26 protein-coding genes and 1 pseudogene are annotated in these 24,800 nt (G+C 54.2%); 11 read left to right on the plus strand and 16 right to left on the minus strand.

What is annotated here, in order from left to right:
• The first annotated feature begins 125 nt into the window (after positions 1-125).
• The gene (locus BG55_RS06675) at positions 126-686 is read left to right on the plus strand and encodes a VOC family protein (protein WP_034935784.1); all 561 of its coding nucleotides are present in this window, start codon (positions 126-128) and stop codon (positions 684-686) included.
• Here the strand turns inward: BG55_RS06675 and BG55_RS06680 are convergent.
• On the minus strand, positions 681-1,841 hold the full coding sequence (locus BG55_RS06680; protein ID WP_034935786.1) for a MalY/PatB family protein: 1,161 nt from the start codon (positions 1,839-1,841) through the stop codon (positions 681-683). The two genes, BG55_RS06675 and BG55_RS06680, sit on opposite strands and share 6 nt — an antisense overlap.
• A 119-nt stretch (positions 1,842-1,960) precedes the next feature.
• On the opposite strand from BG55_RS06680, the gene cutC reads away from it, so the two are divergent.
• Positions 1,961-2,716: a copper homeostasis protein CutC gene (gene cutC, locus BG55_RS06685; RefSeq protein ID WP_034935788.1), complete on the plus strand. Its 756-nt coding sequence runs from the start codon at positions 1,961-1,963 to the stop codon at positions 2,714-2,716.
• 150 nt (positions 2,717-2,866) lie between these two features.
• On the opposite strand, the gene BG55_RS06690 is transcribed toward cutC, so the two are convergent.
• From BG55_RS06690 to BG55_RS06735, 10 genes and pseudogenes are all read right to left on the minus strand, one after another.
• Complete coding sequence (locus tag BG55_RS06690) at positions 2,867-3,259, minus strand: DUF943 family protein (RefSeq protein WP_034935789.1); 393 nt, start codon at positions 3,257-3,259, stop codon at positions 2,867-2,869.
• A pseudogene (locus tag BG55_RS06695) lies at positions 3,256-3,522 on the minus strand (DUF3289 family protein); the annotation flags it as partial. The gene BG55_RS06690 and the pseudogene BG55_RS06695, both read right to left, overlap by 4 nt.
• A gap of 7 nt (positions 3,523-3,529) precedes the next feature.
• On the minus strand, positions 3,530-3,925 hold the full coding sequence (locus BG55_RS06700) for a DUF943 family protein (RefSeq protein WP_071994989.1): 396 nt from the start codon (positions 3,923-3,925) through the stop codon (positions 3,530-3,532).
• Positions 3,926-3,958: 33 nt separating this feature from the next.
• Positions 3,959-4,351: a DUF943 family protein gene (locus BG55_RS06705; protein WP_034935793.1), complete on the minus strand. Its 393-nt coding sequence runs from the start codon at positions 4,349-4,351 to the stop codon at positions 3,959-3,961.
• Positions 4,348-5,190 (minus strand): DUF3289 family protein, encoded by an 843-nt coding sequence (locus tag BG55_RS06710; RefSeq protein ID WP_034935796.1) that lies wholly within the window; start codon positions 5,188-5,190, stop codon positions 4,348-4,350. The genes BG55_RS06705 and BG55_RS06710 overlap by 4 nt, the downstream gene beginning before the upstream one ends.
• Positions 5,191-5,357: 167 nt before the next feature.
• Positions 5,358-6,326, minus strand: a complete 969-nt coding sequence (gene cmoB, locus BG55_RS06715; protein WP_034935883.1) for a tRNA 5-methoxyuridine(34)/uridine 5-oxyacetic acid(34) synthase CmoB — start codon at positions 6,324-6,326, stop codon at positions 5,358-5,360.
• Positions 6,323-7,063 carry a carboxy-S-adenosyl-L-methionine synthase CmoA gene (gene cmoA, locus BG55_RS06720; protein ID WP_034935797.1) on the minus strand — a complete coding sequence of 247 codons (741 nt, stop codon included), beginning with the start codon at positions 7,061-7,063 and terminating at the stop codon, positions 6,323-6,325. Before cmoA ends, cmoB begins: the two co-directional genes overlap by 4 nt.
• Positions 7,064-7,150: 87 nt before the next feature.
• On the minus strand, positions 7,151-7,546 hold the full coding sequence (locus tag BG55_RS06725; protein ID WP_034935800.1) for an MAPEG family protein: 396 nt from the start codon (positions 7,544-7,546) through the stop codon (positions 7,151-7,153).
• Between the two features lie 120 nt (positions 7,547-7,666).
• Complete coding sequence (locus BG55_RS06730) at positions 7,667-8,491, minus strand: DUF72 domain-containing protein (RefSeq protein WP_034935802.1); 825 nt, start codon at positions 8,489-8,491, stop codon at positions 7,667-7,669.
• A 92-nt stretch (positions 8,492-8,583) separates the two neighbouring features.
• On the minus strand, positions 8,584-9,147 hold the full coding sequence (locus tag BG55_RS06735; RefSeq protein ID WP_034935805.1) for a hydrolase: 564 nt from the start codon (positions 9,145-9,147) through the stop codon (positions 8,584-8,586).
• A 429-nt stretch (positions 9,148-9,576) separates the two neighbouring features.
• Here BG55_RS06735 and aspS point away from each other — a divergent pair, with 429 nt between their 5' ends.
• The 6 genes from aspS to ruvB all read left to right on the plus strand — a co-directional run bounded on the left by aspS (position 9,577) and on the right by ruvB (position 15,005).
• The gene (aspS, locus tag BG55_RS06740; protein ID WP_034935806.1) at positions 9,577-11,376 is read left to right on the plus strand and encodes an aspartate--tRNA ligase; all 1,800 of its coding nucleotides are present in this window, start codon (positions 9,577-9,579) and stop codon (positions 11,374-11,376) included.
• Positions 11,376-11,810 (plus strand): dihydroneopterin triphosphate diphosphatase, encoded by a 435-nt coding sequence (nudB, locus tag BG55_RS06745; protein ID WP_034935808.1) that lies wholly within the window; start codon positions 11,376-11,378, stop codon positions 11,808-11,810. Before aspS ends, nudB begins: the two co-directional genes overlap by 1 nt.
• A 138-nt stretch (positions 11,811-11,948) precedes the next feature.
• A complete protein-coding gene (locus tag BG55_RS06750; protein ID WP_034935809.1) occupies positions 11,949-12,692 on the plus strand; it encodes a YebC/PmpR family DNA-binding transcriptional regulator in 744 nt (247 codons plus the stop codon).
• Between the two features lie 43 nt (positions 12,693-12,735).
• Entirely contained in the window at positions 12,736-13,257 is a 522-nt protein-coding gene (gene ruvC / locus BG55_RS06755; protein WP_034935812.1) for a crossover junction endodeoxyribonuclease RuvC, read from the plus strand.
• Positions 13,258-13,374: 117 nt separating this feature from the next.
• Positions 13,375-13,992, plus strand: coding sequence for a Holliday junction branch migration protein RuvA (gene ruvA, locus BG55_RS06760; protein WP_034935814.1), 618 nt, complete (start codon positions 13,375-13,377; stop codon positions 13,990-13,992).
• A gap of 8 nt (positions 13,993-14,000) precedes the next feature.
• A complete protein-coding gene (gene ruvB, locus BG55_RS06765; RefSeq protein ID WP_034935816.1) occupies positions 14,001-15,005 on the plus strand; it encodes a Holliday junction branch migration DNA helicase RuvB in 1,005 nt (334 codons plus the stop codon).
• A gap of 244 nt (positions 15,006-15,249) precedes the next feature.
• On the opposite strand, the gene BG55_RS06770 is transcribed toward ruvB, so the two are convergent.
• The 3 genes from BG55_RS06770 to znuC form a co-directional block, all read right to left on the minus strand.
• Entirely contained in the window at positions 15,250-15,726 is a 477-nt protein-coding gene (locus tag BG55_RS06770) for a GNAT family N-acetyltransferase (RefSeq protein WP_034935818.1), read from the minus strand.
• Positions 15,727-15,932: 206 nt separating this feature from the next.
• Positions 15,933-16,718 carry a zinc ABC transporter permease subunit ZnuB gene (gene znuB / locus BG55_RS06775; protein ID WP_034935820.1) on the minus strand — a complete coding sequence of 262 codons (786 nt, stop codon included), beginning with the start codon at positions 16,716-16,718 and terminating at the stop codon, positions 15,933-15,935.
• Positions 16,715-17,467: a zinc ABC transporter ATP-binding protein ZnuC gene (znuC, locus tag BG55_RS06780; protein WP_034935822.1), complete on the minus strand. Its 753-nt coding sequence runs from the start codon at positions 17,465-17,467 to the stop codon at positions 16,715-16,717. The genes znuB and znuC overlap by 4 nt, the downstream gene beginning before the upstream one ends.
• 77 nt (positions 17,468-17,544) lie before the next feature.
• On the opposite strand from znuC, the gene znuA reads away from it, so the two are divergent.
• The 3 genes from znuA to lpxM all read left to right on the plus strand — a co-directional run bounded on the left by znuA (position 17,545) and on the right by lpxM (position 21,071).
• A complete protein-coding gene (gene znuA / locus BG55_RS06785; protein WP_034935824.1) occupies positions 17,545-18,504 on the plus strand; it encodes a zinc ABC transporter substrate-binding protein ZnuA in 960 nt (319 codons plus the stop codon).
• The gene (mepM, locus tag BG55_RS06790) at positions 18,505-19,836 is read left to right on the plus strand and encodes a murein DD-endopeptidase MepM (RefSeq protein ID WP_034935825.1); all 1,332 of its coding nucleotides are present in this window, start codon (positions 18,505-18,507) and stop codon (positions 19,834-19,836) included. It abuts the gene before it with no gap.
• A gap of 263 nt (positions 19,837-20,099) precedes the next feature.
• Complete coding sequence (gene lpxM / locus BG55_RS06795; RefSeq protein ID WP_034935827.1) at positions 20,100-21,071, plus strand: lauroyl-Kdo(2)-lipid IV(A) myristoyltransferase; 972 nt, start codon at positions 20,100-20,102, stop codon at positions 21,069-21,071.
• 44 nt (positions 21,072-21,115) lie between these two features.
• Here the strand turns inward: lpxM and BG55_RS06800 are convergent, their stop codons facing one another.
• Positions 21,116-22,351: an MFS transporter gene (locus BG55_RS06800; protein ID WP_034935829.1), complete on the minus strand. Its 1,236-nt coding sequence runs from the start codon at positions 22,349-22,351 to the stop codon at positions 21,116-21,118.
• Positions 22,352-22,445: 94 nt separating this feature from the next.
• Positions 22,446-24,800, minus strand: coding sequence for a GNAT family N-acetyltransferase (locus BG55_RS06805; RefSeq protein ID WP_034935831.1), 2,355 nt, complete (start codon positions 24,798-24,800; stop codon positions 22,446-22,448).

Raw genomic sequence — 24,800 nt, forward strand, 5'->3', positions numbered from 1 at the left:
CAGCAGTTGTTCTTTAGTTCAATCAGAAGTAATTAAATTTTAAAATAGTTATATTGTTGCCGGGCTGTTTTGCAAACCTGCCATTTTAGTCATTATCAATTTTGTAGTAATAACAAGGTGACAGCATGTTTAAAGGTAACGCTACCGAAGAATTAAACGATTTGGTGAAAGATTTACCGGTTTTTTTGCAATCTGTTTACTCGCTTGCTGAGACGGTAGGTCTGGAATTAACCGGTTTGCAGGCAGATCATATTGCGGTGCGTTGTAATCAGACAGAAACAGCGGAACGCTGGAAAAAAGGTTTTCTGCAGCATGGCACGTTGCTGTCGGAAAAAAACATCAATGGCCGCCCGATCGCGCTGTTTGAGTTGGCGCAGCCTCTGGAAGTGGGACCGTGGCAGATCCCCGTCGTTGAGCTGCCCTGGCCGGGGGAAAAACGTTATCGCCACGAAGGCTGGGAGCATGTGGAAATTGTGCTGCGCGGTGCGGAGGCGTCTCTTGCCAGCCGGGCGCTGGCACTCTGTAGCGGGGAAGGGTTGTTACAGCCGGGTATCTCGGTCAAACAAAGCACCCCAAAGGGAGACGGGGAGAGCCTGGCCAATCCCGTGCTTGCGGTTTCAGACGGGCGTGTCACCATCAAATTCCATCCCTGGAGTCTGAAGGAGATCGTACAGAGTGAGCTATAAAGCGGGCGCTGCGGGCTGATTCTTCACCGCGTTTTCCATTCTTCTTATCGCTTCTTTTAACAGGTCCGTCTGGCAGCCAAAATTCAGGCGGACGAAGCCACGGTCACCAAAATCAGCGCCCGGTGAAAAACCGAGGCCGTGGCATTCAAAAAACAGGGCCGGATTGGCAACGTTCAACTGACTGGCGTCAATCCAGGCCAGGTAGGATGCCTCTGGCGACACCACCGACAGGCCGTTGATAGCGTTGATTTTCTCCGTCAGCCAGTCACGGTTTTTACGCAGGTAGTTTAGCTGTTGTTCCAGCCAGGGCTGACCATCGCGCCAGGCGGCCGTCGCGGCGGTTAACGCCAGAATATCCACAGAGGGAACAATTCCCTGTCGCACCGCGTTAAAGCGGCTGCGCATTCCTTTGTCGGGAATGATCGCCACTGACGCACCCAGACCGGCGATATTAAAGGTTTTGGATGGCGACAGCAGGGTAACCGAACGCTGTTCAGCATCATCATTCAGACTGGCAAAGGGAATGTGTCTGAGTTCGAGTTCCATCAGCAGGTCGCAGTGAATTTCATCAGAACAGACGAACAGGTCATGGCGCTGTGCAAAATGCAACTGCTGCTCCAGTTCATCCCGGCGGTACACTGTCCCGCCAGGGTTGTGTGGATTACACAGCATCAGTAGCTTTTCGCTGCCGGTCATCTGGCTTTCCAGCGAATCCAGATCCATTACCCAGCGCTGTTGCTGAAGTCGCATTGGCGCATTCAGTTGTGTACGCTGCGCCAGCCTGGCGGCGGAGCGGAAGGGTGGATAAATTGGTGTTGGGGCAATGGTGCCCTGGTGTGATTCAGTCAGGGCGCGAACGGCGATATTCAGCCCGCTGACCACGCCCGGCAAAAAAACCACCCATTCAGGTTTTATCTGCCAGCGATAGCGTTCCGCCATCCGCCTGATCAGCACTTCAGTCAGTTCAGCAGGCGCGCTGCCATAACCAAAAATACCGTGTTCAACCCGCTTTTTCAGCGCATCAATAATACAATCGGGAGAGCGAAAATCAGTGTCAGCGACCCACAGAGGCAGAACGTCGCTGTCGCCATATTTATTCCATTTAAGACTATCGCTGTGACGGCGATCGATGCGTTGGTCGAAATTGCATACCATATTGGTGATTCCCGCTAATATAATTGCTGAACAGAATGTGCAGATATAACAACATAACTCAGAGTAAAGATCGGGAACGATTTACACAATCAGCAGGCAGAGATTAACAGGAGAACAGGATGCTGAAACTGGAGGTATGCTGCTATGGCGCTGAATGTGCCTCAGCCGCAGAGAAAGCAGGCGCAGATCGTATTGAATTGTGTGCTGCGCCGTCTGAAGGAGGACTGACCCCTTCCGCGGGTAGCCTGATGCAGGTGCGTAAAACGTTGAGTATCCCGGTTCATCCGATTGTTCGCCCCCGTGGCGGGGATTTCTGTTTTACTGCCGCTGAATTCAGTGAGATAAAATCTGATATTGCCTTTATTCGTGAACTGGGATTTCCGGGGCTGGTGGTGGGAATACTTGATGTGGATGGTCATATCGATCTGCCGCGGATGCAGCAGATAATGGGGCTTTGCAGGGGGATGGAGGTGACTTTTCACCGCGCATTTGATCTCTGTCACAGCCCGTTAATGGCATTGCAACAGTTAACTGATTTAGGCGTCGCCAGGATCCTCACTTCCGGGCAGCAGCAAAGCGCGGAAAGTGGATTACCCTTATTAAAGGAACTTAATCGCCTGACCCAGGGTCCAATCATCATTGCCGGTGCCGGAGTCAGACTGGGCAACCTGCAAAAGTTTATTGATGCGGGACTGACTGAGTTGCACAGCTCTGCCAGTCAGCGAATTGCTTCCCCGATGCGCTACCGTAAAGCCGGGGTGTCGATGAGTTCAGTGGTGGAAACCGACGAGTTCAGTCGCACCTGCGTGGACAGTGACATGGTGGAAGCGATGAAAATTGCGATGTTGCAAAGTTCCCCTGTCAGAGTCGCCTGACCCGATTTTGCCGCGCAGCACGCCGGTCCGTTGACGTGATGCTTGCAAGTACCAGGCCCCATCGTTTTGGTGGGGCTTTTTTTATCTGTCAATTCTCTGGCTGTGGGGCCTGCCGTAAAGAAATTTCAACGCTGACACCGGGCAGCGTTTTTAAAAATCATACTTCACGCTACCCTTCCTTGTGCGCCAGATGGTCATAAGTCTGTTTTTATCGAGGCAATTGCGTGGCGGGGTTATATCATCGAAACATCTGCGATCTTCTTTACCTTCTTCCTTGTAACCGTCTCCAAAGGCGTAAACAGTTATTAAAAAAGGCCCGGCATCACCAGATGGGATTTTGTATTTTTGAAGTATCTCACCCTCGCTATCCAGCCACCATTTAAGTTTACCTGAATCAGTGAAAGGTAACTCATCCACAATAACCTGAGCAGTTCTGCCATTATAATGCACATCTATCACTGAGGTGGTTTTCCTTTCAGAAAAAAAGAAGAAAACAATGCCAGATATTAGAATTACCACCAGAAGAATTGATAATTTTTTCATTTTCTTAAACCTGACACTTCAATTGTTGCGCCCATGTTTGTTAAAAATGGTCGAAAGCCAAACTTGTTAAATCGCTGCAATACAAACCAAATCCTGAAAAACTGGAACTGATTAAATTTCTGTTTTCTTATATCTTCTGCATCAAGACCAAAATGATCCTGTGCCGTAAATCTGACGCTGGCTTTCCAGCCTTTTTCATTGACATCGAGGCTCAGTATATCAATCCTGGTTGCATGAACGTCATGCACTGTTATATCCATTCCACAACACTCAAAAATCATACTTCACGCTACCCTCCCTTGTGCGCCAGATGGTCATAAGTATATTTTTATCGAGGCAATTTTTTGGTGAAGAGATGTCTTTGAAACACGCACGATCTTTTTTGCCTTCTTCTTGATAGCCTTTTCCGAACTGATAAATAAATATCAGAAATGGTCCGGAACTGTCGGAAGGGATGTGATATTTTTGGCGTATTCCATCCTGATTACTGCTCCACCATTTAATCTTTTTTTCCTCAGTAAAAGGCAACCTGTCTACAATAACCTGTACTGAACTTCCATCATAGTGTGCATCAATTACTTTAACTGACCGCTTATCATTATAGAAAAACAATAGAACACCTGCTGTTAATAACAATAAAGCAGTACAGGAAATCATCTGTTTCATTGGCTACCTTCTTAGCCTGCGGACAGACGACGTTCAAAAGTCATACTCAACACCGCCGTCCCTTGTGCGCCATATCATCATAAGAATGTTTTTATCTATGCAGTTCCGGGGAGGTGCCATATCGTCGAAACACATTCTGTCCTCCTTACCTTCCTCCTTGTATCCTTCCCCAAAAGCATATATAACGATGAGCAATGGATCTTGTCCATTTTGAGGTATATGGAATTTCTCGCGTATTGCTTTCTGATTATTCTCCCACCACTTGACCTTAGAAGAGTCCAGCAATGGTAGCCTGTTTACAATAACCTGCGCTGAGCCTCTTACATAGTGGCCGTCTATTACAGTAACACTTCTGTTGTTTAGCCAAAAAAAAGTGCCAATGGCTATCAGAACGACAAATAAACATCCAAATAAAATGCGTTTCATCGCTCACCTCCAATTGTTATTACTGCTTCCATATTTGTAAGGAATGGACGAAAGCCAAATTTATTGAAGTGCTGAAGAATAAACCAAATCCTGAAAAACTGGAACTGATTAAATTTTTGTTTTCTTATATCTTCAGCATCAAGACCAAAGTGATCCTGTGCCGTAAATCTGACGCTGGCTTTCCAGCCTTTTTCATTGACATCGAGGCTCAGTATATCAATCCTGGTTGCATGAACGTCATGCACCGTTATACCCATTCCATTTATTTTATTCAGGAATGAATCAAACTTAGGAAGTCTGGTTGTTTTTATATTTTTCTTAAAAATATTCATTTTTTCTGAGGGAATTCCTTTGCTGGTGTAATCGACTAAGTCATTAATGATTTTTTTAAGTACAGTTTTTGTACACTCAGCTGAATTTTCAGAAATAATTTTGTTTCGATAAGCCGCATTCAGCTGAGCATCATTAAAAGGCGAGCCTGATGCACGTTGAAAGTGTCTTAACATCTGATTAATGAGATGTCTGTAAGGGCCAACAAAGGAAAAAGGCAAAGAGGTTATCTGCATTTCTTTAAACAACAGCCGCGCACATTCCTGAATGCTGACCTTTCCGCCTCGATGAACACCACCGTATGCGCCAGAGAAACGCGCCTGGGGATTATTAAAGGCAGTCAACCGGGTGAGTGAATAAGGGTCAACCACGTTGGATATCGTTGTCAGCCCGAATTCACTTTTCAACCTTGCTTCAGACAGATTGCCGTGACGCATATCGCTGGCACCGTAATCATTAAAGCGACGCTGTGTCGTAAATATTGTTTGAGGAAAGATAGCGTTAGTCACAAAAAGTACTCCTTTACTTTTGCACTGTTAAAACAGACCTCGTGGTTACGCTGTCTGTGGCTGCCCGCCAGCTGATAGCGGGAGCAACAGACTAATCCTTATGGTAGGTCACAACCAGCCTGACCGGGTTGTGACTGACTCTTCTGCGATGCCGCTCACCGGCATCTTCAGGGTTTACGCGCTATCAGCACCGCCCGCAGCGGGGCCGGATAGCCTTCCACCGTTTTGCCAGGGTCCTGCGGGTCAAGAAACTCGGCAAGCGATTCGCTGGTCATCCAGTCGGTGCGGCGCTGTTCATCGGTGCTGGTCACAGAGTGATCCGCGATGCGCACATCGACAAAACCACATTTTTCCAGCCAGTTCTTCAGCGCGCCGGTTGACGGAATAAACCACACGTTACGCATCTGTGCATACCGTTCTCCCGGCACCAGCACCGCCTGGTCATCACCGTCAATCACCAGGGTTTCCAGCACCAGTTCGCCGCCGCTGACCAGCTGATTTTTCAACTGGAAGAGATGATCAAGCGGGGAACGGCGGTGGTAGAGCACGCCCATTGAAAACACCGTATCGAAGGCTTTCAGTTCAGGTAACTGCTCGATCCCAAGCGGCAGCAGATGCGCACGCTGATCGTTGCCCAGTAGTTTACGTACCGCTTCAAACTGGCAGAGAAACAGCTGCATCGGGTCGATACCCACCACCAGATGCGCACCGGCACCCACCATCCGCCACATGTGATAACCACTGCCGCAGCCCACGTCGAGGATAGTGCGCCCGGCAAGAGGGGAGATATGTGGCAACACCCGCTGCCATTTCCAGTCTGAACGCCATTCGGTATCAATCTTTGTGCCGTACAGCGAAAACGGTCCTTTACGCCACGGCATCAGGTTACGCAACAGCTTTTCGATTCCGCTGCGCTGACGATCGCTTAACTGGCTGCTGTCGGCGCTGACGCTGTGCAGCAGATCCAGCGTTTCCGGTTGCAGCAGTGGCAGATACTCCACGGCACGATCCCAGTTTTTGAAGTGGCCGTGCAACTGTTCCCGCTGCCAGCTGGCAATCTGTGCAGGGAGCGTCTCCAGCCAGCAGGACAAGGGGCCTTTGGCGATCAGCTGATAAAAATTACCAAAATCCATCAGGCTGCACCTGCTTTCAGCGCGATCAGTGAACCAAAATTGAAGCACTGAAACCACAGCTCCACATGCTCAAATCCGGCGGTCCGCAGGCGTGATTTGTGGGTTTCAACGCTGTCGGTCAGCATGACGTTTTCCAGCATGCTGCGCTTCTGGCTGATTTCCAGCTCGCTGTAGCCATTAGCACGCTTAAAATCATGATGCATGTTAAACAGCAGCTCACCAACATCGGCATCGGCAAAGCTGAACTTCTCCGAAAGAACCAGCGCGCCACCGGGGCGCAGCCCGTCAAATATCCGGTTCAGCAGCGCCTGACGTTCATCAGGTTCCAGAAATTGCAGGGTGAAATTCAGCACCACCATGGACGCATTGTCGATGGGGATATCACGAATATCTGCTTCAATCACCTCTACCGGCGTGTCGGCCCGAAAGGCATCAATGTGGCGACGGCAGCGTTCAATCATCGCCGGGGAATTGTCCACCGAGATAATTTTGCAGCCGGAAACGTGAATATTGCGGCGCACGGAGAGGGTCGCGGCGCCCAGTGAGCAGCCCAGGTCATAGACCTGCGTATCGGGCTGAACAAAACGTTCGGCCAGCATGCCAATCATCGAAATAATATTGGAATAACCCGGCACCGAGCGTTGGATCATATCGGGAAAAACTTCGGCCACGCGTTCGTCAAAGGTCCAGTCGCCCAGTCTGGCAATGGGTGCAGCGAACAGCGTATCGCGGTCTGACATAGTGGTAAATCCGCCTGAAAACGCAAAGGCGCTATTCTGGCAGAAAGCAGCGTGGGGTGCATCCTTTCTGCCAGGAAATTACCTGTTTCAGTGCAGGGGCAGCACCAGATCCCACGGCAGGAAGATCAGGTTGAGGATGATCATGGCCAGCAGGGAGAGCAGGGTTAACATCATGCCATTTTTGCGCCAAAGCAGAATGCTGGTGCGCATACCGTAACAGTGCAGCCCGCGCCCGATAAAAAACAGCAGAGCTACCAGATGCAGCATCCAGATTTCCGCGCCGTTCATCTCCATCATCACCAGCAGCAACAGAGCAAGAGGAATGGTTTCCACCGCGTTGCCATGAATACGAATTGCTATCTGCAAGTCATAAAACCCGCCGTCACCATGTGCCACCCGATACTGGCGGCGTAAACGAACCACCTGAAGCGTTAACACGATGAGAAACAGTGCTCCAGTTACCACGTACAGTGCGCTGACCATCCTGACTCCGTTTAGCACTAAAAAAACCCGTCGCCAATAATAGCGGTGAAAGCGGGCACTGTCATACACAATGCAGCCGCAACGGATGCAGCCGTGAGTGGTGGCAGGGCGTTGACCCGCTCAGAACAGCGAATTTTGCTGCGGCCAGTCTGGCATGGCGCCCACCTGCGGCAGGGCCTGTTGCAGCGCAGGCCACAGGTATTGCACCAGCTGAGGCGCAAAAGCCACATCCGGCGTGTGAATAAACAGCCACGGCTGGCCCTGTTCACACCACTGCGGCAGCTTGTCCAGCCACGCCTGGAACCAGCGCAGGTTGGCCTGCCGATCATCACCACCGATAAAACGCACCATCGGCTGGTCTGCGGTCATCACCGCATGGACCGGCAGGCGGGGCTTTTTACGCTGGGCCTCAATAATGGCAGCGTCAGAGGGGATAGCGGCATGTACACCACGAGTATCCAGCACGACCCGGTTAACCCCACGTTGGTGCAGGCCGCGATTGAGCGCCTGCTCGGCTTCACCTTTGGCAAAAAATTGCGGATGGCGAACCTCCACGCCGTAGCGAAAACTGTCGGGCAACCCGTCAAGAAATGCCCACAGCGTGGGAAGATCGGCCGGGCTGAAGGCGGCAGGCAGTTGCAGCCAGTACTGGCCCAGGCGGGCGGCCAGCGGCTCCATCAGCGCAAAAAATTCGGCGGTGAGCGTGTCACACTGCCGCAGCGCTGCCTGATGAGTGATGGTGGCAGGAAATTTAAAACAGAAGCGGAAATCGTCATGAGTCATGTCCCGCCAGCGCTGGACAATATCCGGGCGTGGCAGGGCATAAAGCGTGGTGTTCCCTTCCACGCAGTTGAAATAGCGGGCGTAATCCGCCAGGGTGACGATGCCCAGCTTTTTCCATTGTGGGTGCTGCCACTGCGGCAGTCCGAGATAAAAGGTTTTCACTTGCCTTTCCTGTGATCCAACGGCAATGAAATGTAACCAATTCAACCCTGCGGGGGCAACAGCCCGTACGTCCTTTTAGCTGATCGGCTGCATCACAATGCGGCAATCACCTGTTCGCTGGAGCGTACCCGCCCCAGCCGGGGGAAGATGTGGCTGAAGCTGCCGCGGTGCTCCGCCTCGCTGCCTGCGCTGCAAATATCTTCAGCAATCACCAGCTTAAAGCCCAGTTCCCAGGCGTTGCGGGCGGTGGATTCGACGCCGATATTGGTCGATATGCCACCCAGCACAAGGGTATCAATACCGCGCCTGCGCAGTTGCAGCTCCAGATCCGTGCCATAAAATGCTCCCCACTGATGCTTGGTGACCAGAATATCGCTCTGTTGCCTGCCGAGGGCGGGAGGCCATGCCCACCAGTTATCCGGTAACGGGCCGCCGCTGGCGGCATCCACCGGTTGCTTCGGTGCATCAGCAAAATCGTCCGCCCAGCCAACGCGCACCAGTACTACCGGCGCACCGACGGCGCGAAACTTTTCTGCCAGCATCGCCGCCCGCGACACCACCTCAGTGGCGCTATGGGGGGCTTTAGCAAAAGGCAGGATACCTTCCTGTAAATCAATCAGTACCAGGGCGGTGGACGCCGCAGTTAATTCCAGCATGATCTCTCCTGTCATAAAGGCGAAATGATTAAAAGCCTCTGCCATCAGGCTGTTTTACCTGCCATTCCGGCGCCGGGCAGTACCCGATATCCTCACCCACTGCGTGCAGGTTCCGGTTTCGGCGCGCTGTCGGTGTGCGGACGGGCGGCGACCATAACCCCGGGTGGGACAGGCTGTAAGACTGCCGATCATCGCTGAAAACCGGCGGCAGTCACAATGTCAGACAGGCTGCAAATTTGTTAGCTTTTGTGAGTAACCGGCCAGGTGAGACGATCGGCGCATTATCACTGACACAGAGTGCGTGGTGGCTCTTATCGTGCCGGGGTTTTTACATTATAATGGCCGCCTTTTTTCACGGCAGCGCAGCCGCTCCGGGGCTGAACAGAGCAACCTGCTGCCGGTGAGCGGCGAAGTTTAAAGGATATCGTTATGCGTACTGAGTATTGCGGACAGATCAACCTGTCTCACGTCGGACAGCAGGTAACATTGTGTGGCTGGGTTAATCGCCGCCGCGACCTGGGAAGCCTGATCTTTATTGATATGCGTGACCGCGAAGGTATCGTTCAGGTTTTTTTCGATCCTGACCGTCAGGACGCGTTTAAACTGGCCTCTGAGCTGCGTAACGAATTTTGCATTCAGCTTACCGGTCTGGTGCGCGCCCGTGATGAGAAAAACAAAAACAGCGAGATGGCCACGGGTGACATTGAGGTTTTCGCTACCGATCTGACCATTATCAACCGTGCCGAACCGCTGCCACTGGATTCCAATCAGACCAACAGCGAAGAAGCCCGTCTGAAATATCGCTATCTCGACCTGCGTCGTCCGGAGATGGCCCAGCGCCTGAAAGCCCGTGCCAGAATCACCAGCTTTGTCCGTCGTTTTATGGATGACAACGGTTTTCTGGATATCGAAACGCCCATGCTGACCAAAGCGACGCCGGAAGGGGCCCGCGACTACCTGGTGCCCAGCCGCGTACATAAAGGTAAGTTTTATGCACTGCCGCAATCCCCACAGCTGTTTAAACAGCTGCTGATGATGTCCGGTTTCGATCGCTACTACCAGATTGTGAAATGTTTCCGCGACGAAGACCTGCGCGCCGACCGTCAGCCAGAATTCACCCAGATCGATGTGGAAACCTCCTTTATGACCGCACCTCAGGTGCGTACGCTGATGGAGACCATGGTTCGCCAGCTCTGGCAGCAGGAGAAAGGCATCGACCTGGGCGATTTTCCAATGATGACCTTTGCTGACGCCATGCGCCGCTATGGTTCCGACAAGCCCGACCTGCGTAATCCGATGGAGCTGGTGGACGTTGCCGATCTGTTGCAGCAGGTGGAGTTTAAGGTCTTCTCCGGACCGGCCAACGATGCGAAAGGACGCGTGGCAGCGCTGCGTGTGCCGGGCGGTGCCCAACTCAGCCGTAAGCAGATTGATGAATACGGTAAATTTGTTGAAATCTACGGTGCCAAAGGCCTGGCCTGGATGAAGGTCAACCAGCGTGATGCTGCCCTGGACGGCATCACCAGCCCGGTCGCTAAATTCCTCAGCGCGGACATTGTGGAAAGTATCCTTGCGCGTACCGGTGCTGGCGACGGCGACTGCATCTTCTTCGGTGCCGACAGCGCCAGCGTGGTGGCGGATGCGTTAGGCGCTCTGCGGCTGAAAGTGGGCCGTGACCTGAATATCACCCGCAACGATGGCTGGGCTCCGCTGTGGGTGGTGGATTTCCCGATGTTTGAAGGCGATGGTGAAGGCGGTCTGAGCGCGATGCACCATCCATTCACCGCACCGCGTGATATGACGCCGGAGCAGCTGAACAACGCGCCGGAAACCGCCATCGCCAACGCCTACGATATGGTGATCAATGGCTATGAGGTGGGTGGCGGTTCGGTGCGTATTCATAATGGTCAGATGCAACAGACGGTGTTTGGCATTCTGGGTATTACCGAACAGGAACAGCGTGTAAAGTTTGGCTTCCTGCTCGATGCGCTGAAGTTCGGCACGCCACCCCATGCCGGACTGGCCTTTGGCCTCGATCGGCTGGTGATGTTACTGACCGGCACCGACAATATTCGTGACGTTATCGCCTTCCCGAAAACCACCGCAGCGGCCTGTCTGATGACCGAGGCACCAAGCTTTGCGAATCCGGCCTCACTGGCGGAACTGGGTATTGAGGTGGCGAAAAAATATCAGCCGTCCACTGCTGGCGAAACGCCAGAGAACAACTGATGCTTTACAAGCATCCGGTATCGGTGTTGGTGGTGATTTTCGCCCGCGATACCGGGCGGGTGCTGATGTTACAGCGGCGCGACGACCCGGCATTCTGGCAGTCGGTCACCGGCAGCCAGGAAGCGGGCGAAAGTCTCGCGGCAACCGCGCAGCGTGAAGTGTGGGAAGAGACCGGGATCGCTATCCGGGCGGAAGGACTTGAGCTGGTGGATTGCCACCGGCAGATAGAATTCGAAATCTTCGCCCACTTCCGCCATCGCTACGCACCTGACGTGACACATAACCGTGAGCACTGGTTCAGCCTGGCGCTGCCGACAGAGCGGGACATTGCGCTGAGTGAGCATTCCGCTTTCCGCTGGCTTAAGCCAGCGCAGGCCGCGGCGCTGACCTGCTCGTGGAGTAACCGTCAGGCAATTGAAGAATTTGTGCAGTAATGTTTAACCGTCGTCGTCTGTGACAGGACGACAGAGTTTAGCTGAACCCCCGGGTGTAAACGATGTGGTCGGTGTTCGCTGCCAGCGAATGCTACCGGCACTCAGCAAGCCTCCGGGGGGCGAGGAGAGAATTAAAAAATGGCTGGTCACAGTAAATGGGCAAACACCAAACACCGCAAAGCGGCGCAGGATGCCAAGCGCGGCAAAATTTTCACCAAAATTATTCGTGAGCTGGTTACCGCCGCAAAACTGGGCGGGGGCGACGCCGGTTCAAACCCGCGTCTGCGTGCGGCGATGGATAAAGCGCTGTCCAACAATATGACCCGCGACACCATGAACCGGGCGATTGCCCGTGGCGTCGGTGGTGATGATGACAGCAACATGGAAACCATTATTTATGAAGGTTATGGTCCGGGTGGTACGGCAGTGATGGTGGAGTGCCTGAGCGATAACCGCAACCGTACCGTATCCGAAGTGCGCCATGCCTTTACCAAAACCGGTGGCAACCTGGGGACGGATGGCTCGGTAGCCTATCTGTTCACCCGCAAAGGGGTAATCTCTTTCGCGCCGGGTCTGGAAGAAGATACGGTGATGGATGCGGCGCTGGAAGCGGGTGCCGACGATGTCATGTCATATGATGATGGTGCCATTGACGTGTTCACCGCCTGGGAATCGCTCGGCGAGGTAAAAGACGCGCTGATCGCCGCCGGACTGACCCCGGATTCAGCGGAAGTCACCATGATCCCCTCGACCAAATCGGATATGGATGAAGAAACCGCACCGAAGCTGCTGCGCCTGATAGACATGCTGGAAGACTGCGACGACGTGCAGGAAGTCTACCATAACGGTGAGATCTCCGATGAGGTGGCGGCGACGCTGTAATGGTGTTGCGCCGACCGCAAACCCGCCTGTCCGGAGAAAGCTGATGGCTGTGATTCTTGGTATCGATCCGGGCTCGCGTATTACAGGCTATGGTGTTATCCGCCAGGTGGGACGGCAGTTAAGCTGGCTGGGCAGTGGCTGCATTCGCACTAACGTCACCGATCTGCCGTCGCGCCTGAAGCTGATTTACGCCGGTGTCAGCGAAATAATTACCCAGTTTCAACCGGACTTCTTCGCCATTGAGCAGGTTTTTATGGCGAAAAATGCCGATTCGGCGCTGAAGCTGGGTCAGGCGCGCGGCTGTGCGATTGTGGCGGCGGTTAATCACGATCTGCCGGTATTTGAATACGCTGCGCGCCAGGTGAAACAAACGGTGGCCGGGACCGGAGGCGCGGAGAAAAGCCAGGTTCAGCATATGGTAAAAACGTTGCTGAAACTCTCCGTCAGCCCCCAGGCGGATGCAGCGGATGCGCTGGCTATTGCCATCACCCATTGCCATCTCAGTCAGAATATTAACCGTATCGGGGAAGGGCAGTTGAATCTGGCAAGAGGACGGCTGCGCTGACCTCTGCCGATGACCGCATTCCCGCCCTGTTTTCTCACCCCGGTCAGACTAAGCTGGATATTCATCCAGCTTTTTTTATGGTATAACCGCACATCATCTTTTCTGAAGGAAGCAAACGTGATTGGTCGTCTGAGAGGCAATATCCTGGAGAAACAGCCGCCGCTGGTGGTGCTGGAAGCCAACGGCGTTGGCTATGAAGTGCATATGCCGATGACCTGTTTTTATCAACTTCCTGAGCTGAATCATGAAGCGATCGTTTTTACCCACTTTGTGGTGCGTGAAGATGCGCAGCTGCTGTTTGGTTTTAACAGCAAACAGGAGCGGGCGCTGTTTCGTGAGCTGATAAAAGTAAACGGCGTCGGGCCAAAACTGGCGCTGGCGATCCTCTCCGGTATGTCGGCGCAGCAGTTTGTCACCGCCGTGGAGCGTGAAGAGATCGCGGCGCTGGTGAAATTACCCGGCGTGGGTAAAAAAACCGCCGAGCGGCTGGTGGTGGAGATGAAAGACCGCTTCAAAGGGATGCATGGCGATCTGTTTGCCGCTGATGTGCCCTTTGCGCTGACCAGCGAGGTTCAGCCTGCGGCGGCGGTCAATGATACTGAAAGCGAGGCGGTTGCTGCGCTGGTATCACTGGGATATAAACCCCAGGAAGCCAGCCGGATGATCAGCAAAGTTGGCCGTCCTGACGCCGATTGTGAAACCTTAATCCGTGAAGCCCTGCGCGCAGCCATCTGAGGTAAAGCATGATTGAAGCCGACCGCCTGGTATCGCCGGGAACGATATCTGAAGAAGAGGTCATCGACCGCGCCATCCGGCCCAAACTGCTGGCTGAGTATGTCGGTCAGCCGGTGGTGCGTGAGCAGATGGATATCTTTATCCGTGCAGCCAAAATGCGTGGCGATGCGCTGGATCACCTGTTGATCTTTGGCCCGCCGGGGCTGGGTAAAACCACGCTGGCTAATATCGTTGCTAACGAAATGGGCGTGAACCTGCGTACCACATCCGGACCGGTACTGGAAAAAGCGGGCGATCTGGCGGCGATGCTGACCAATCTTGAACCGCACGACGTGCTGTTTATCGATGAAATCCACCGCCTGTCGCCGGTAGTGGAAGAGGTGCTGTATCCGGCGATGGAAGATTACCAGCTGGATATCATGATTGGCGAAGGCCCGGCTGCCCGCTCCATCAAACTTGATCTGCCGCCCTTTACGCTGATCGGTGCCACCACCCGCGCCGGGTCACTGACGTCGCCGCTGCGCGACCGTTTTGGTATTGTGCAACGGCTGGAATTCTATAAGGTCGAAGACCTGCAACACATTGTGGCACGCAGCGCCGCCTGTCTTGGCCTGGCCTTGAGTGATGAAGGCGCGCTGGAAATTGCCCGCCGCTCCCGTGGTACACCACGCATAGCGAACCGACTGCTGCGCCGCGTCCGTGACTTCTCCGAGGTCCGTGCCGCAGGCGATCTCAGCGGCGAAGTGGCGGCACGGGCGCTGGATATGCTCAATGTCGATACCGAAGGTTTCGACTATATGGATCGTAAGTTGCTGCTGGCGATTATCGATAAGTTCACCGGCGGCCCGGTGGGGCTGGATAACCTGGCGGCGGCGATTGGCGAAGAGCGCGAAACCATTGAGGACGTGCTGGAGCCGTATCTGATCCAGCAGGGATTTATTCAACGTACGCCGCGTGGACGTATCGCCACACAACATGCCTATAAACATTTCGGTATCAGCCGGGACGCGTAATCGCCGAAGCGGTTTTTTTCTGCTGACAACAAATGCTTTCATATCAGGCTAATGGCTGTCAGTTAATCGCGTCATACTGCTGTTTCATCTGAGACAGCCGTTTTTTGATCGCTGACTGAAGACTAAATCGACATCAGAAATGGTCCGTTTTGACGGGTAAAAAAGTGACAGCGGGTAACGACGGTTAGCTGACCGAACGCTGTCACTCCAGGTCGCCAAATCATCCCGCTCGATTACCGTCCCTTCACTCTTTTATCGTTTTACTCATGTTGATTCCCGTGACACCAAATCCAATGGTTTCATAGAGATGTCGGGCTCGCGCGTTGTCACCGGCAACCCGAAGCCTGATTTGTTGGAAATTGTTATCCTGCATTTCCTGTTCAAAGGCGCGAAGAGCTTGTTTCCCCAATCCCTGCCCCTGAAAGGCGTGAAATATATGGAAATCGTAAATGAAGAGGGTACGCATTGCCGTATCGGGTTTATACCACAGGTAGCCGACGTGGCTGGTTGCATTATCCAGCCTGGCGGTTAAACAGAGTAAAACCTGCCCCGGTGTATCTACCCCTTCAGGAAGACTTTCAGCAATCTCCTGTTTTGCTCTTTTCTCTGAATCGCCTGCTGACAGCCGGTAATTTGACGAAATCTCTCGTGCATAATCAGCAATAAAATATTCCAGATAATCAGAATACTCATCTTCGCGCATTGGACGGAACTGGATCATTGGTGTTCCTTATATTTTCCGTGATGATCTTTAACTGCCCGTTGACTTGATTTTTTCCCGTCTTATTGTTTTCCCGGAAAAAGAATTAACCGTCTGACATAGCGACGTCTTTCTCCCGGCTGCCATACCTGCATATCCGGCACTGCACCGTTTCCCAGGCCTGACAGCGCTGGATCTTCTGCACAGGCGTTGATCCCATCACAGAATTAAACCGTCTGCTTTTTGCCCAGGCTGAGCACAAACAGCAGGGCGGCCGCCAGAACCACCGACGGACCAGCAGGGGTATCGTAACTGGCCGAGAACGCCAGGCCAGCGGTGACGGAAAGCATCCCCACCAGCACCGCGAAACCTGCCATCTGCTCCGGAGAGCGGGCAAAGCGACGGGCGGTTGCAGCCGGAATGATCAGCAGCGAGGTGATAATCAGCGCGCCAACGAACTTCATCGCCACGCCGATGGTGAGGGCGGTGATCAGCATCAGCACTATTCTTGCTCTGCTCAGATTAACGCCATCCACCTGCGCCAAATCGGGACTGATGGTCATTGCCAGCAGCGACCGCCAGTTTATCGCCAGCACTGCCAGCACCAGCGCCACGCCCGTGCCGATCACCCAGAGGTCTGACGGGGTAACCGAGAGCAGATCGCCAAACAGATACGCCATCAGATCCACGCGCACGCCTGACATCAGACTGACCACCACCAGTCCCAGCGACAGCGCGCTGTGGGCGAGAATGCCCAGCAGGGTATCAATCGCCAGCTGTGGACGGCGCTCCAGCCACACCAGCAGCAGCGATAACAGCAGGGTGACGGCGATCACCGCATAAAACGGATTAATATTCAGCAGTAAACCGAAAGCAACGCCAAGCAGGGAAGCATGTGCCAGCGTGTCGCCAAAGTAGGACATTCTGCGCCAGACCACGAATGAACCCAGCGGACCGGCGGCCAGCGTCAGTAAAAACCCGGCCAGCCAGCCGGGCAGTAATAATTCAATCACTGTCCCTGTCCTCTGCGTAACACGATACGTCCCTGAAGGTCGTGGCGGTGGTTATGATGATGACGATAAATCGCCAGCTGACCAGCGGCCTGGGAACCAAACATAGAGATAAATTCCGGATGCTGTGAAACCACTTCCGGCGTGCCGGAACAGCAGATGTGCTGGTTGAGACACAACACCTCATCGGTTCTCGCCATCACCAGATGCAAATCGTGTGAAACAATCAGCACCGCACAGTTCAGCTCATGACGCAGCTGATCGATCAGATCGTACAGCGCCACCTGACCATTAACATCCACTCCCTGCGTGGGCTCATCCAGCACCAGCAGCTGCGGCTGGTTGAGCAGGGCGCGGGCCAACAGCACACGCTGCATCTCACCGCCGGAGAGTTTATGCAGCGGATAATTCAGCAACTGCGCCGCCTGAACCCTGATTAGCGCAGGCAGGATGTCGGCGCGCTTCACGCCGCCGCGCAGCTGCATAAAGCGTTCAACGCTAAGCGGCAGCGTGTTATCGAGGTGAATCTTTTGCGGCACATAACCAATAGGCAGGCCGTCAGCGCGAACGACCTTGCCCTGGCTTGCCGGAAGTAATCCCAGCACTACGCGGACCAGAGTCGATTTGCCTGCGCCATTGGGTCCCAGCAGGGTGAGTATTTTACCGGATTGCAGCGTCAGAGAGACATTGGATAAGACATTCCGTTGCCCAAAATTGACAGATATTTTTTCCAGACTAATCAGAGATGACATAGTGATTACGGGTTGCAGAAGTTTTCGAATGTTATAATATCACACCCCATCGACCCGTCACGATGGACTGAATCATTATGTTACAGAAAAAATTGTCGCTGTTGCCCCTCCTCAGCAGCCTGGCTTTAGCCGCTGCCCCGATCACCGCCGCTCAGGCTGCGGTGGTGGCTTCCGTCAAGCCGCTGGGCTTTATTGCCGCAGCCATTGCCGATGGCGTTACGCCGGTAGAGGTGTTACTGCCCGACGGGGCGTCTGAACATGATTATTCCCTGCGCCCTTCAGACCTGAAACGCCTGCGCGGTGCGGATCTGGTGGTGTGGGTGGGGCCAGAAATGGAAGCCTTTATGCCGAAAGCGGTGGCTCAACTTCCGGCGCAAAAATCCCTCCAGCTGGCCGCTCTGCCGACGGTAAAACCACTGCTGTTACGCGGCGGCGACGATGATGAGCATGGGCAGGAAGAGGGGGGCGAGGGCACGGCTGAAGCAGCCCATCATCATCATCACGGCGAATATAATATGCATCTGTGGATGTCCCCTGACATAGCCAGACAATCTGCGGTTGCAATCCATGAAAAATTATTGGAACTTATGCCGCAAAGCAGAGACAAACTAGACGCGAACCTGCGACATTTTGAGGCAGAATTGGCCAGCGCCGATACGCACATAGGGACTCAGCTTGCACCGGTAAAAGGAAAGGGTTATTTCGTTTTTCACGATGCTTATACCTGTTTTGAAAAACATTTTGGCCTGACCCCAACGGGACATTTTACCGTTAACCCTGAAATTCAGCCCGGTGCTCAGCGTTTACATCAGATTCGAACACAGTTGGTTGAGCAGAAGGCCGTCTGCGTCTTTGCTGAGCCACAATTCAGGCCAGCCGTTATCGATGCGGTTGCCAGAGGAACCAAAGTGCGTTCAGGAACGCTGGATCCGCTGGGAACCAATATCACTGTCAGCCAGGACAGCTACGTGAAATTCCTCTCACAGCTGTCAAGCCAGTATGCGAGCTGCCTGAAAGGAGACCAGAGGAATAACTAAGTGCAGCAGATTGCCCGCGCTGTCGCCATAGCGTTTAACACATTGCCGCGAACCCACCGCATCATGCTGGGTTTGCTGAGCGTAACCACACTGGCCGTCTCCGTCTGGCGGCCGTATATTTACCATCCTTCGGCGGTTGCCGAAAATCCCGTTGTTAAAAATATTGAGCTGGACAGCAGCCAGTTACGCACCATGCTACCGGATGCCAGTGAGCCGCTGGATCAGGACACCGCGCCGCCGGATGATGATGTTCCCCAGGATGAAATCGATCAGGATGTGCCGAACGAAGCGGGCACGCACGATTATGTTGTCTCGTCGGGTGACACGCTCAGCAGCATTCTCAATCAATACGGCATTGACTCTGGAGATATCCATCAGCTGAGTCAGGCAGATAAGGAACTGCGTAACCTGAACGTCGGGCAGCAGATCTCCTGGACGCTGAACAACGACGGCCAGCTGCAACGGATGACGTGGGAAGTTTCCCGTCGTGAAACCCGCACCTATGACCGCTCCGGCGACACCTTCAAACTTTCATCGGAAATCCAGAAAGGCGAATGGCGCAACAGCGTGGTCTCCGGCACGGTTAACGGCAGCTTTGTGAACAGCGCCAGAGATGCCGGGCTGAGCAGTGGTGAAATCAGTGCGGTGATCAAGGCGCTGCAATGGCAGATGGATTTCCGCAAACTGCGCAGTGGCGACAAGTTTGCGGTGCTGATGTCCCGCGAAATGCTGGATGGCAAAAGCCAGCAAAGTCAGCTGGCCGGGGTGCGCCTGCACTCGGGCGGTAAAGACTATTATGCCATCCGTGCCGAAGACGGGAAATTCTACGATCGCAACGGTTCCGGGTTAGCACAGGGCTTTATGCGTTTTCCAACCACCCGTCAGTATCGGGTGTCTTCCGAATTCAATCCACGCCGTCTCAATCCGGTTACCGGGCGTATCGCGCCGCATAAAGGCGTTGATTTTGCCTTACCGCTGGGCACGCCGGTGCTGGCGATTGGTGACGGGGAAGTTATCGTCGCCAAACGCAGCGGTGCGGCGGGCAACTATGTCACCATCCGTCATGGTCGGCAGTATATGACCCGCTACATGCACATGAAGAAACTGCTGGTCAGTCCGGGCGACAAGGTGAAACGCGGCGATCGCATCGGTTTGTCCGGCAGCACCGGGCGCTCCACCGGCCCGCATCTGCATTTCGAAGTCTGGATCAATAACCAGGCGGTCAACCCACTGACGGCCAGACTGCCGCGTATGGAAGGACTGACCGGTAAAGAACGCTCGACCTATCTGGCCCAGGTGCGGGAGGTCTTGCCGCAGTTGCACTTCAAATAACGCTGAACTTTTATCTTATACAGCCGGCGGGTGCTCCTGCCGGTTTTTTATTGTCGGCGGAAACCCACGGCCTGCTGAGGTGCTCCGCAGCAGAGAATCCTTTTCAATCAGCATCCGTTAGCAGGCGATAGTGCACCTGTTTCAGGGCGCAATCATTGTCGTATTCTGCGAAAACGGCTGTTAATGCAGTGGCATAACAGCGCAGGCATTGCAAAATCGCCCGCCAGCACTATCATTAGCCGCTTATTGTTTGAGGCGAGTGCATGGATAACAGCAAAAAAAGCAGCAATGAATTTATTCCGGTCTTTCAGCCATCTTTTCTCCTGCCAAAATATTGGGGAAACTGGCTGGCGATAGGGGCCTGCGCCGCAATGGCCTGGGTGCCTGCCCGAGTCCGCGACCCCCTTCTGGGCGGGCTGGGGCGCTTTGCCGGAAAGGTCGCCAAAAGCGCCCGTCGGCGTGCGCAAATTAATCTGTTTTACTGTATGCCAGAAGTGTCTGAACTGGAGCGGGAAAAGATTATTGACCAGATGTTTGCCACCGCGCCACAGTCGATAGTGATGATGGCTGAGCTGGCGATGCGCCCGGTGCACGCCCGTCAGCGTATCATCTGGCATAACCGGGAAATTATTGACCCCCTGCTGGCGGATAAACAGAACATCATTTTTTTGGTGCCCCATGGCTGGGCGGTGGATATTCCGGCGATGGCACTGGCTCAGGAAGGCCACAAAGTGGCCGCGATGTTTAATCATCAGCGCAATCCACTGATGGACTATATGTGGAATGCAATTCGTCGCTGCTATGGTGGCCGTCTGCATTCCCGTGACAACGGTATTAAGCCCTTTATCAGTTCAGTGCGTCAGGGGTATCTGGGCTATTATCTGCCCGATCAGGACCACGGTGCGGAACACAGCGAGTTTGTCGACTTTTTTGCCACTTACAAAGCCACGCTGCCTGCGCTGGGACGACTGATGAAAGTCTGTCGTGCCAGAGTGGTGCCGCTGTTCCCGGTTTATAATTCGCGCAGTCAGCAGCTTGAGATACATCTGCGCCAGCCGATGGATGATCTGCCGGATGCCGACGACCGCACGCTGGCGCGCCGGATGAATGAAGAAGTGGAGAACTTTGTGCGGCCAAATCCTGAACAGTATGCCTGGATACTCAAGCTGCTAAAAACCCGTAAAGAGGGTGAAATCGAGCCTTACCGGCGTAAGGATCTCTGGCGCAAAAAATAACCCGTACTGGCTATCCCCGGCGGAACATCGGTTCCGCCGGTGGATTATTCGACGCTGACAATGGCGCTGCGGCGCTTGCGCTCCTGCAAAAATGCCCGCACCAGCCAGAACCACAGCAGGCCACACAGCAGATTCGCCAGACTGAACCAGCTGCTGCCACCACGAAAATAGCCCGCCTTAGCCAGTTCAATCCCGCCCGCGAACACCACAATACTGACCATGCCTAACATCGCCGCCACGCTCCCTTTGCCTGCCTCGCTGGAAAAGAGTGTCAGGCGGTACAGACCGGCATTCACCAGCCCGGTGCCAAAGCCATACAGGCTGAGTCCGGCGGTCAGCCACAGATAACTGTGTGGGCTGAGGGTGGTGGCAAGGGCTGCCAGCAACAGCCCGCCCAGTACCGGCCAGGCGGCGAGGCGCAGCGGCTTCTCCAGAGGCAGACGCCCGGCGATGCGGCCGAGGGTCAGGTTACCGGCGATCATCGCCAGGAACACCGGCAGTTGCAGCAGGGCGTAGCTCATTTTACTCAGGCCTTCATCATGGATCAGAATCACCGGAGACAAAGCAACCCAGGCCAGGCAGGGAACGGTAACCAGCCCGATGGCAATTGAACCCCCCATCACCTGGCGGTCAGCCAGCAGTTTAGCGTAGCCCCTGCCCAGTGATTTCAGCGAGATGGAGGTGGTGCGATCGCCTGAGGTTTCCGGCATGGTGAACCACAGGCCGAGCAGGGCCACAGCGGTAATTGCCCCAAACAGCCAGAACATACTGCGCCAGTCGCTGATGGTCAGAAAGGCTGCCCCGGCCAGCGGGCCGGCCAGCGGAGCCAGTAAGGCAATATTGGCCATCAGCGCCATCATTTTTACGCTCAGCGCTTCATCAAAGGCTTCCTGAATGGCGGCGTAGCCGACGGCACCGATAAAACAGAGGCTGATCCCCTGAAGAAAACGCAGCAGGATAAACTGCTCAATATTCTGCACCCAGTGAGTGGCAAAGCAGGTGAGAATAAAGAACGCCACCCCTGCCAGCATCACCGGACGTCGCCCCAGTTTGTCGGAAAGCGGCCCCAGCAGCCATTGCAGCACAATACCGCCAACCAGATAAGCGGTCAGCGAGGTGGAAACCCACTCCGGCCCAACGTTAAACTCGCTGGTCACCAGCAACATGCCCGGCTGGATCATGTCGTGGGCGATATAGGTGGCGAACTCAAAAAGCACCAGTGAAAAGGGAAAAATCAGATGGCGGCGGGTCAGGACCGACACCGGAATAAATGAGGCCATGCAGGCTCCTTCCAGCAGTTGTCATAATAAAAAACGCGGTCACCGAAGCGACCGCGTCAACATACACCAGTTTTATGCTGGTTCAATGCGCTTTTTAACGCAGGGCGGCAATCGGATTGCTCAGCGTTCCTGCAAATTTAAGGTTCTCAGCCGGGTCCGCCAGATTGATCATCTGCTGATTATTGGCCAGTTGCAGACGGTTCAGGCAGGAGCGGGTAAATTCAGGCGTGAACAGATCATAGCGGGCAAATTTACTCGCCAGCTGTGGGTGTGCCTGCTGATACTCTTTAACGCAGTCGGCGACGGCCTGCCAGAACTGTGCCTGTGGCAGGGTGCCGGACTGATCGAGGATCGCGCTGATAAAGCGGAAAATGCAGTCAAACACATCGGTAAACACCGACAGCAGCTTAAGATTTTCCGGCACGTCCACCGCCAGGCGCTGTACTTTTTCCGGCAGAACGGCGTCCGGGTTCATTACCGCAATTTCTTCGCCGATATCCTTCATCCAGGCCGCAACCGGCACATTGTTTTCCAGTTGAATAATCAGATTTTCGCCATGCGGCATAAAGACCAGATCGTACTGGTAAAAACAGTGCAGCAGCGGGCTGAGATAGCAGGTCAGATAGCGCTTTATCCATTGGTTAGCATCGAGTCCCGAATCGGCAATCAGCGCGGGCAGCAACGCCTGCTGATGTTTATCAACATGCAGGAAAGAAGCCATGGTCATCAGCCGCTGGCCGGATGGCAGTTGTGCCACCGGATTATCACGCCACAGGGCGGCAAACATCTTTTTCCAGGCTGAGTCGCCGCTGATGGCGCGCTCGTAGTAGCGGTTGTGATAGCCCACCGCCGCCACTTCACGCAGGATGCGGAAGTCACAACGCTGCAACCAGTCGTCTTTCTCCACCAGCGTCTGTAGCCACTCGTTAATTGCCGGGGTGGTGGCCATGTAATAGGGTGACAGGCCGCGCATAAAGCCCATATTCAGCACTGACAGGGCGGTTTTGACATAACGCTTTTGCGGCTGGCTGCGGTTATAGAAGGTACGAATCGACTGCTGTGCCTGATACTGATCCTCGCCCGCGCCAAGATAGATAATATCGTGGTTGGCAATATCCGGTGCGAACACCGTCAGCAGCTTGTTCTGCCACTGCCAGGGGTGAACCGGCATAAACAGATAGTCATCTGCTGCCACGCCCAGATCTGACAGCGTGCGATTAAAGGCATCTATCTGTGGCTGGCCCAGCTCATCGCGCATCAGCTGCTCATAATCCAGCGTACTCAGGCTGGAAAAATGGGCATTGCGCAGGTGGACCGCCACCCATACCAGATTTACCGGTGCGGCGGCTTCCGGGGCGTAGGCCAGATAGTCACGGGCGTCAAAACCAATGCGGCCGTTGTTAGCGACAAAACACGGATGGCCTTCGGTCATCGCTGCTTCAACGGTCTGGAAATCTGCGTGAACCAGTTCGGCGCTGTCCGGGTTGTTTTTCTGCAATTTGAACACGCTGCTGCACAGGGTGCTGGTGATCTCTTCCATGTAGGTTGCCAGCAGATTCTGCGGGATACCGATCTGCTGATTGAACTCAACGATAAACTGAAGCGCATCCAGCGTCAGCGGCTGGCCGTTCTCCTGTTTGATCAGCGAGTCTGCATCAATCTCCCAGTGGTCCAGCGCCAGGCGGCGGGCCGTAAACTGGTAGTCAGCTTCACCGGCGGGAACGGCAACCGAGAAACGGTTATCGCCCAGCGCGGTCGGAGTAATAATCAGTTCATGGGCAAATTCAGCCAGCGCTTTGCGGATCAACATCCGGTTAGCCTGCGCCCAGTTATCGCCTGACAGGTGGCTGCCGGTAAGCAGAGGATGGGTACTGTTCATGGTCAACGTTTCCTGCATCAGAGAGTGTTGGTAATCTTCGCGCTGGCAGAAGGCCAGCCACGCGGTTTTGTGTCCCATATCAATGGTGTGCTGGTAACGAAATCCGGCACGCTTGTTAAGAGGGTGAATTTTCTGGTTACGCACGTCCGGTTCAACCACCACCCGTTTTACGGCAGGCAGGCTGAACATGTAATCCATTACCACGGTGAACACCTGCCAGCTGAATTGCTGCACGGGATTGTTGGCCGGGGCGATCAGAATATGCATGCCATAATCGCCTTCCTGTGCCGGATAGAATTTCCCGACCTCATCCTCGCTGGCCTGATAAAACTCCATCAGGAACACCGGCTTGTCATCGCAGCAACCAATCAATGCGGCCTGGGGATTAGCGGCAGTCAGCTTCTGATAAAAGCTCGCAACCTGTTCGAGCGTGTCGTCCTGCATCCCCCAGAAGCGGGCGTAATCACGGGTGACCCAGCTGTGGATCAGCAAGGCGTCCTCAGCCTGCATCGGGCGCAGGGTAAACTGACCGGCAGGGCGGGTGGTGCGAAATAAGGGAGTCCGGGTCAT

It is taken from the genome of Erwinia mallotivora, from assembly GCF_000590885.1.
GTDB lineage: Bacteria > Pseudomonadota > Gammaproteobacteria > Enterobacterales > Enterobacteriaceae > Erwinia > Erwinia mallotivora.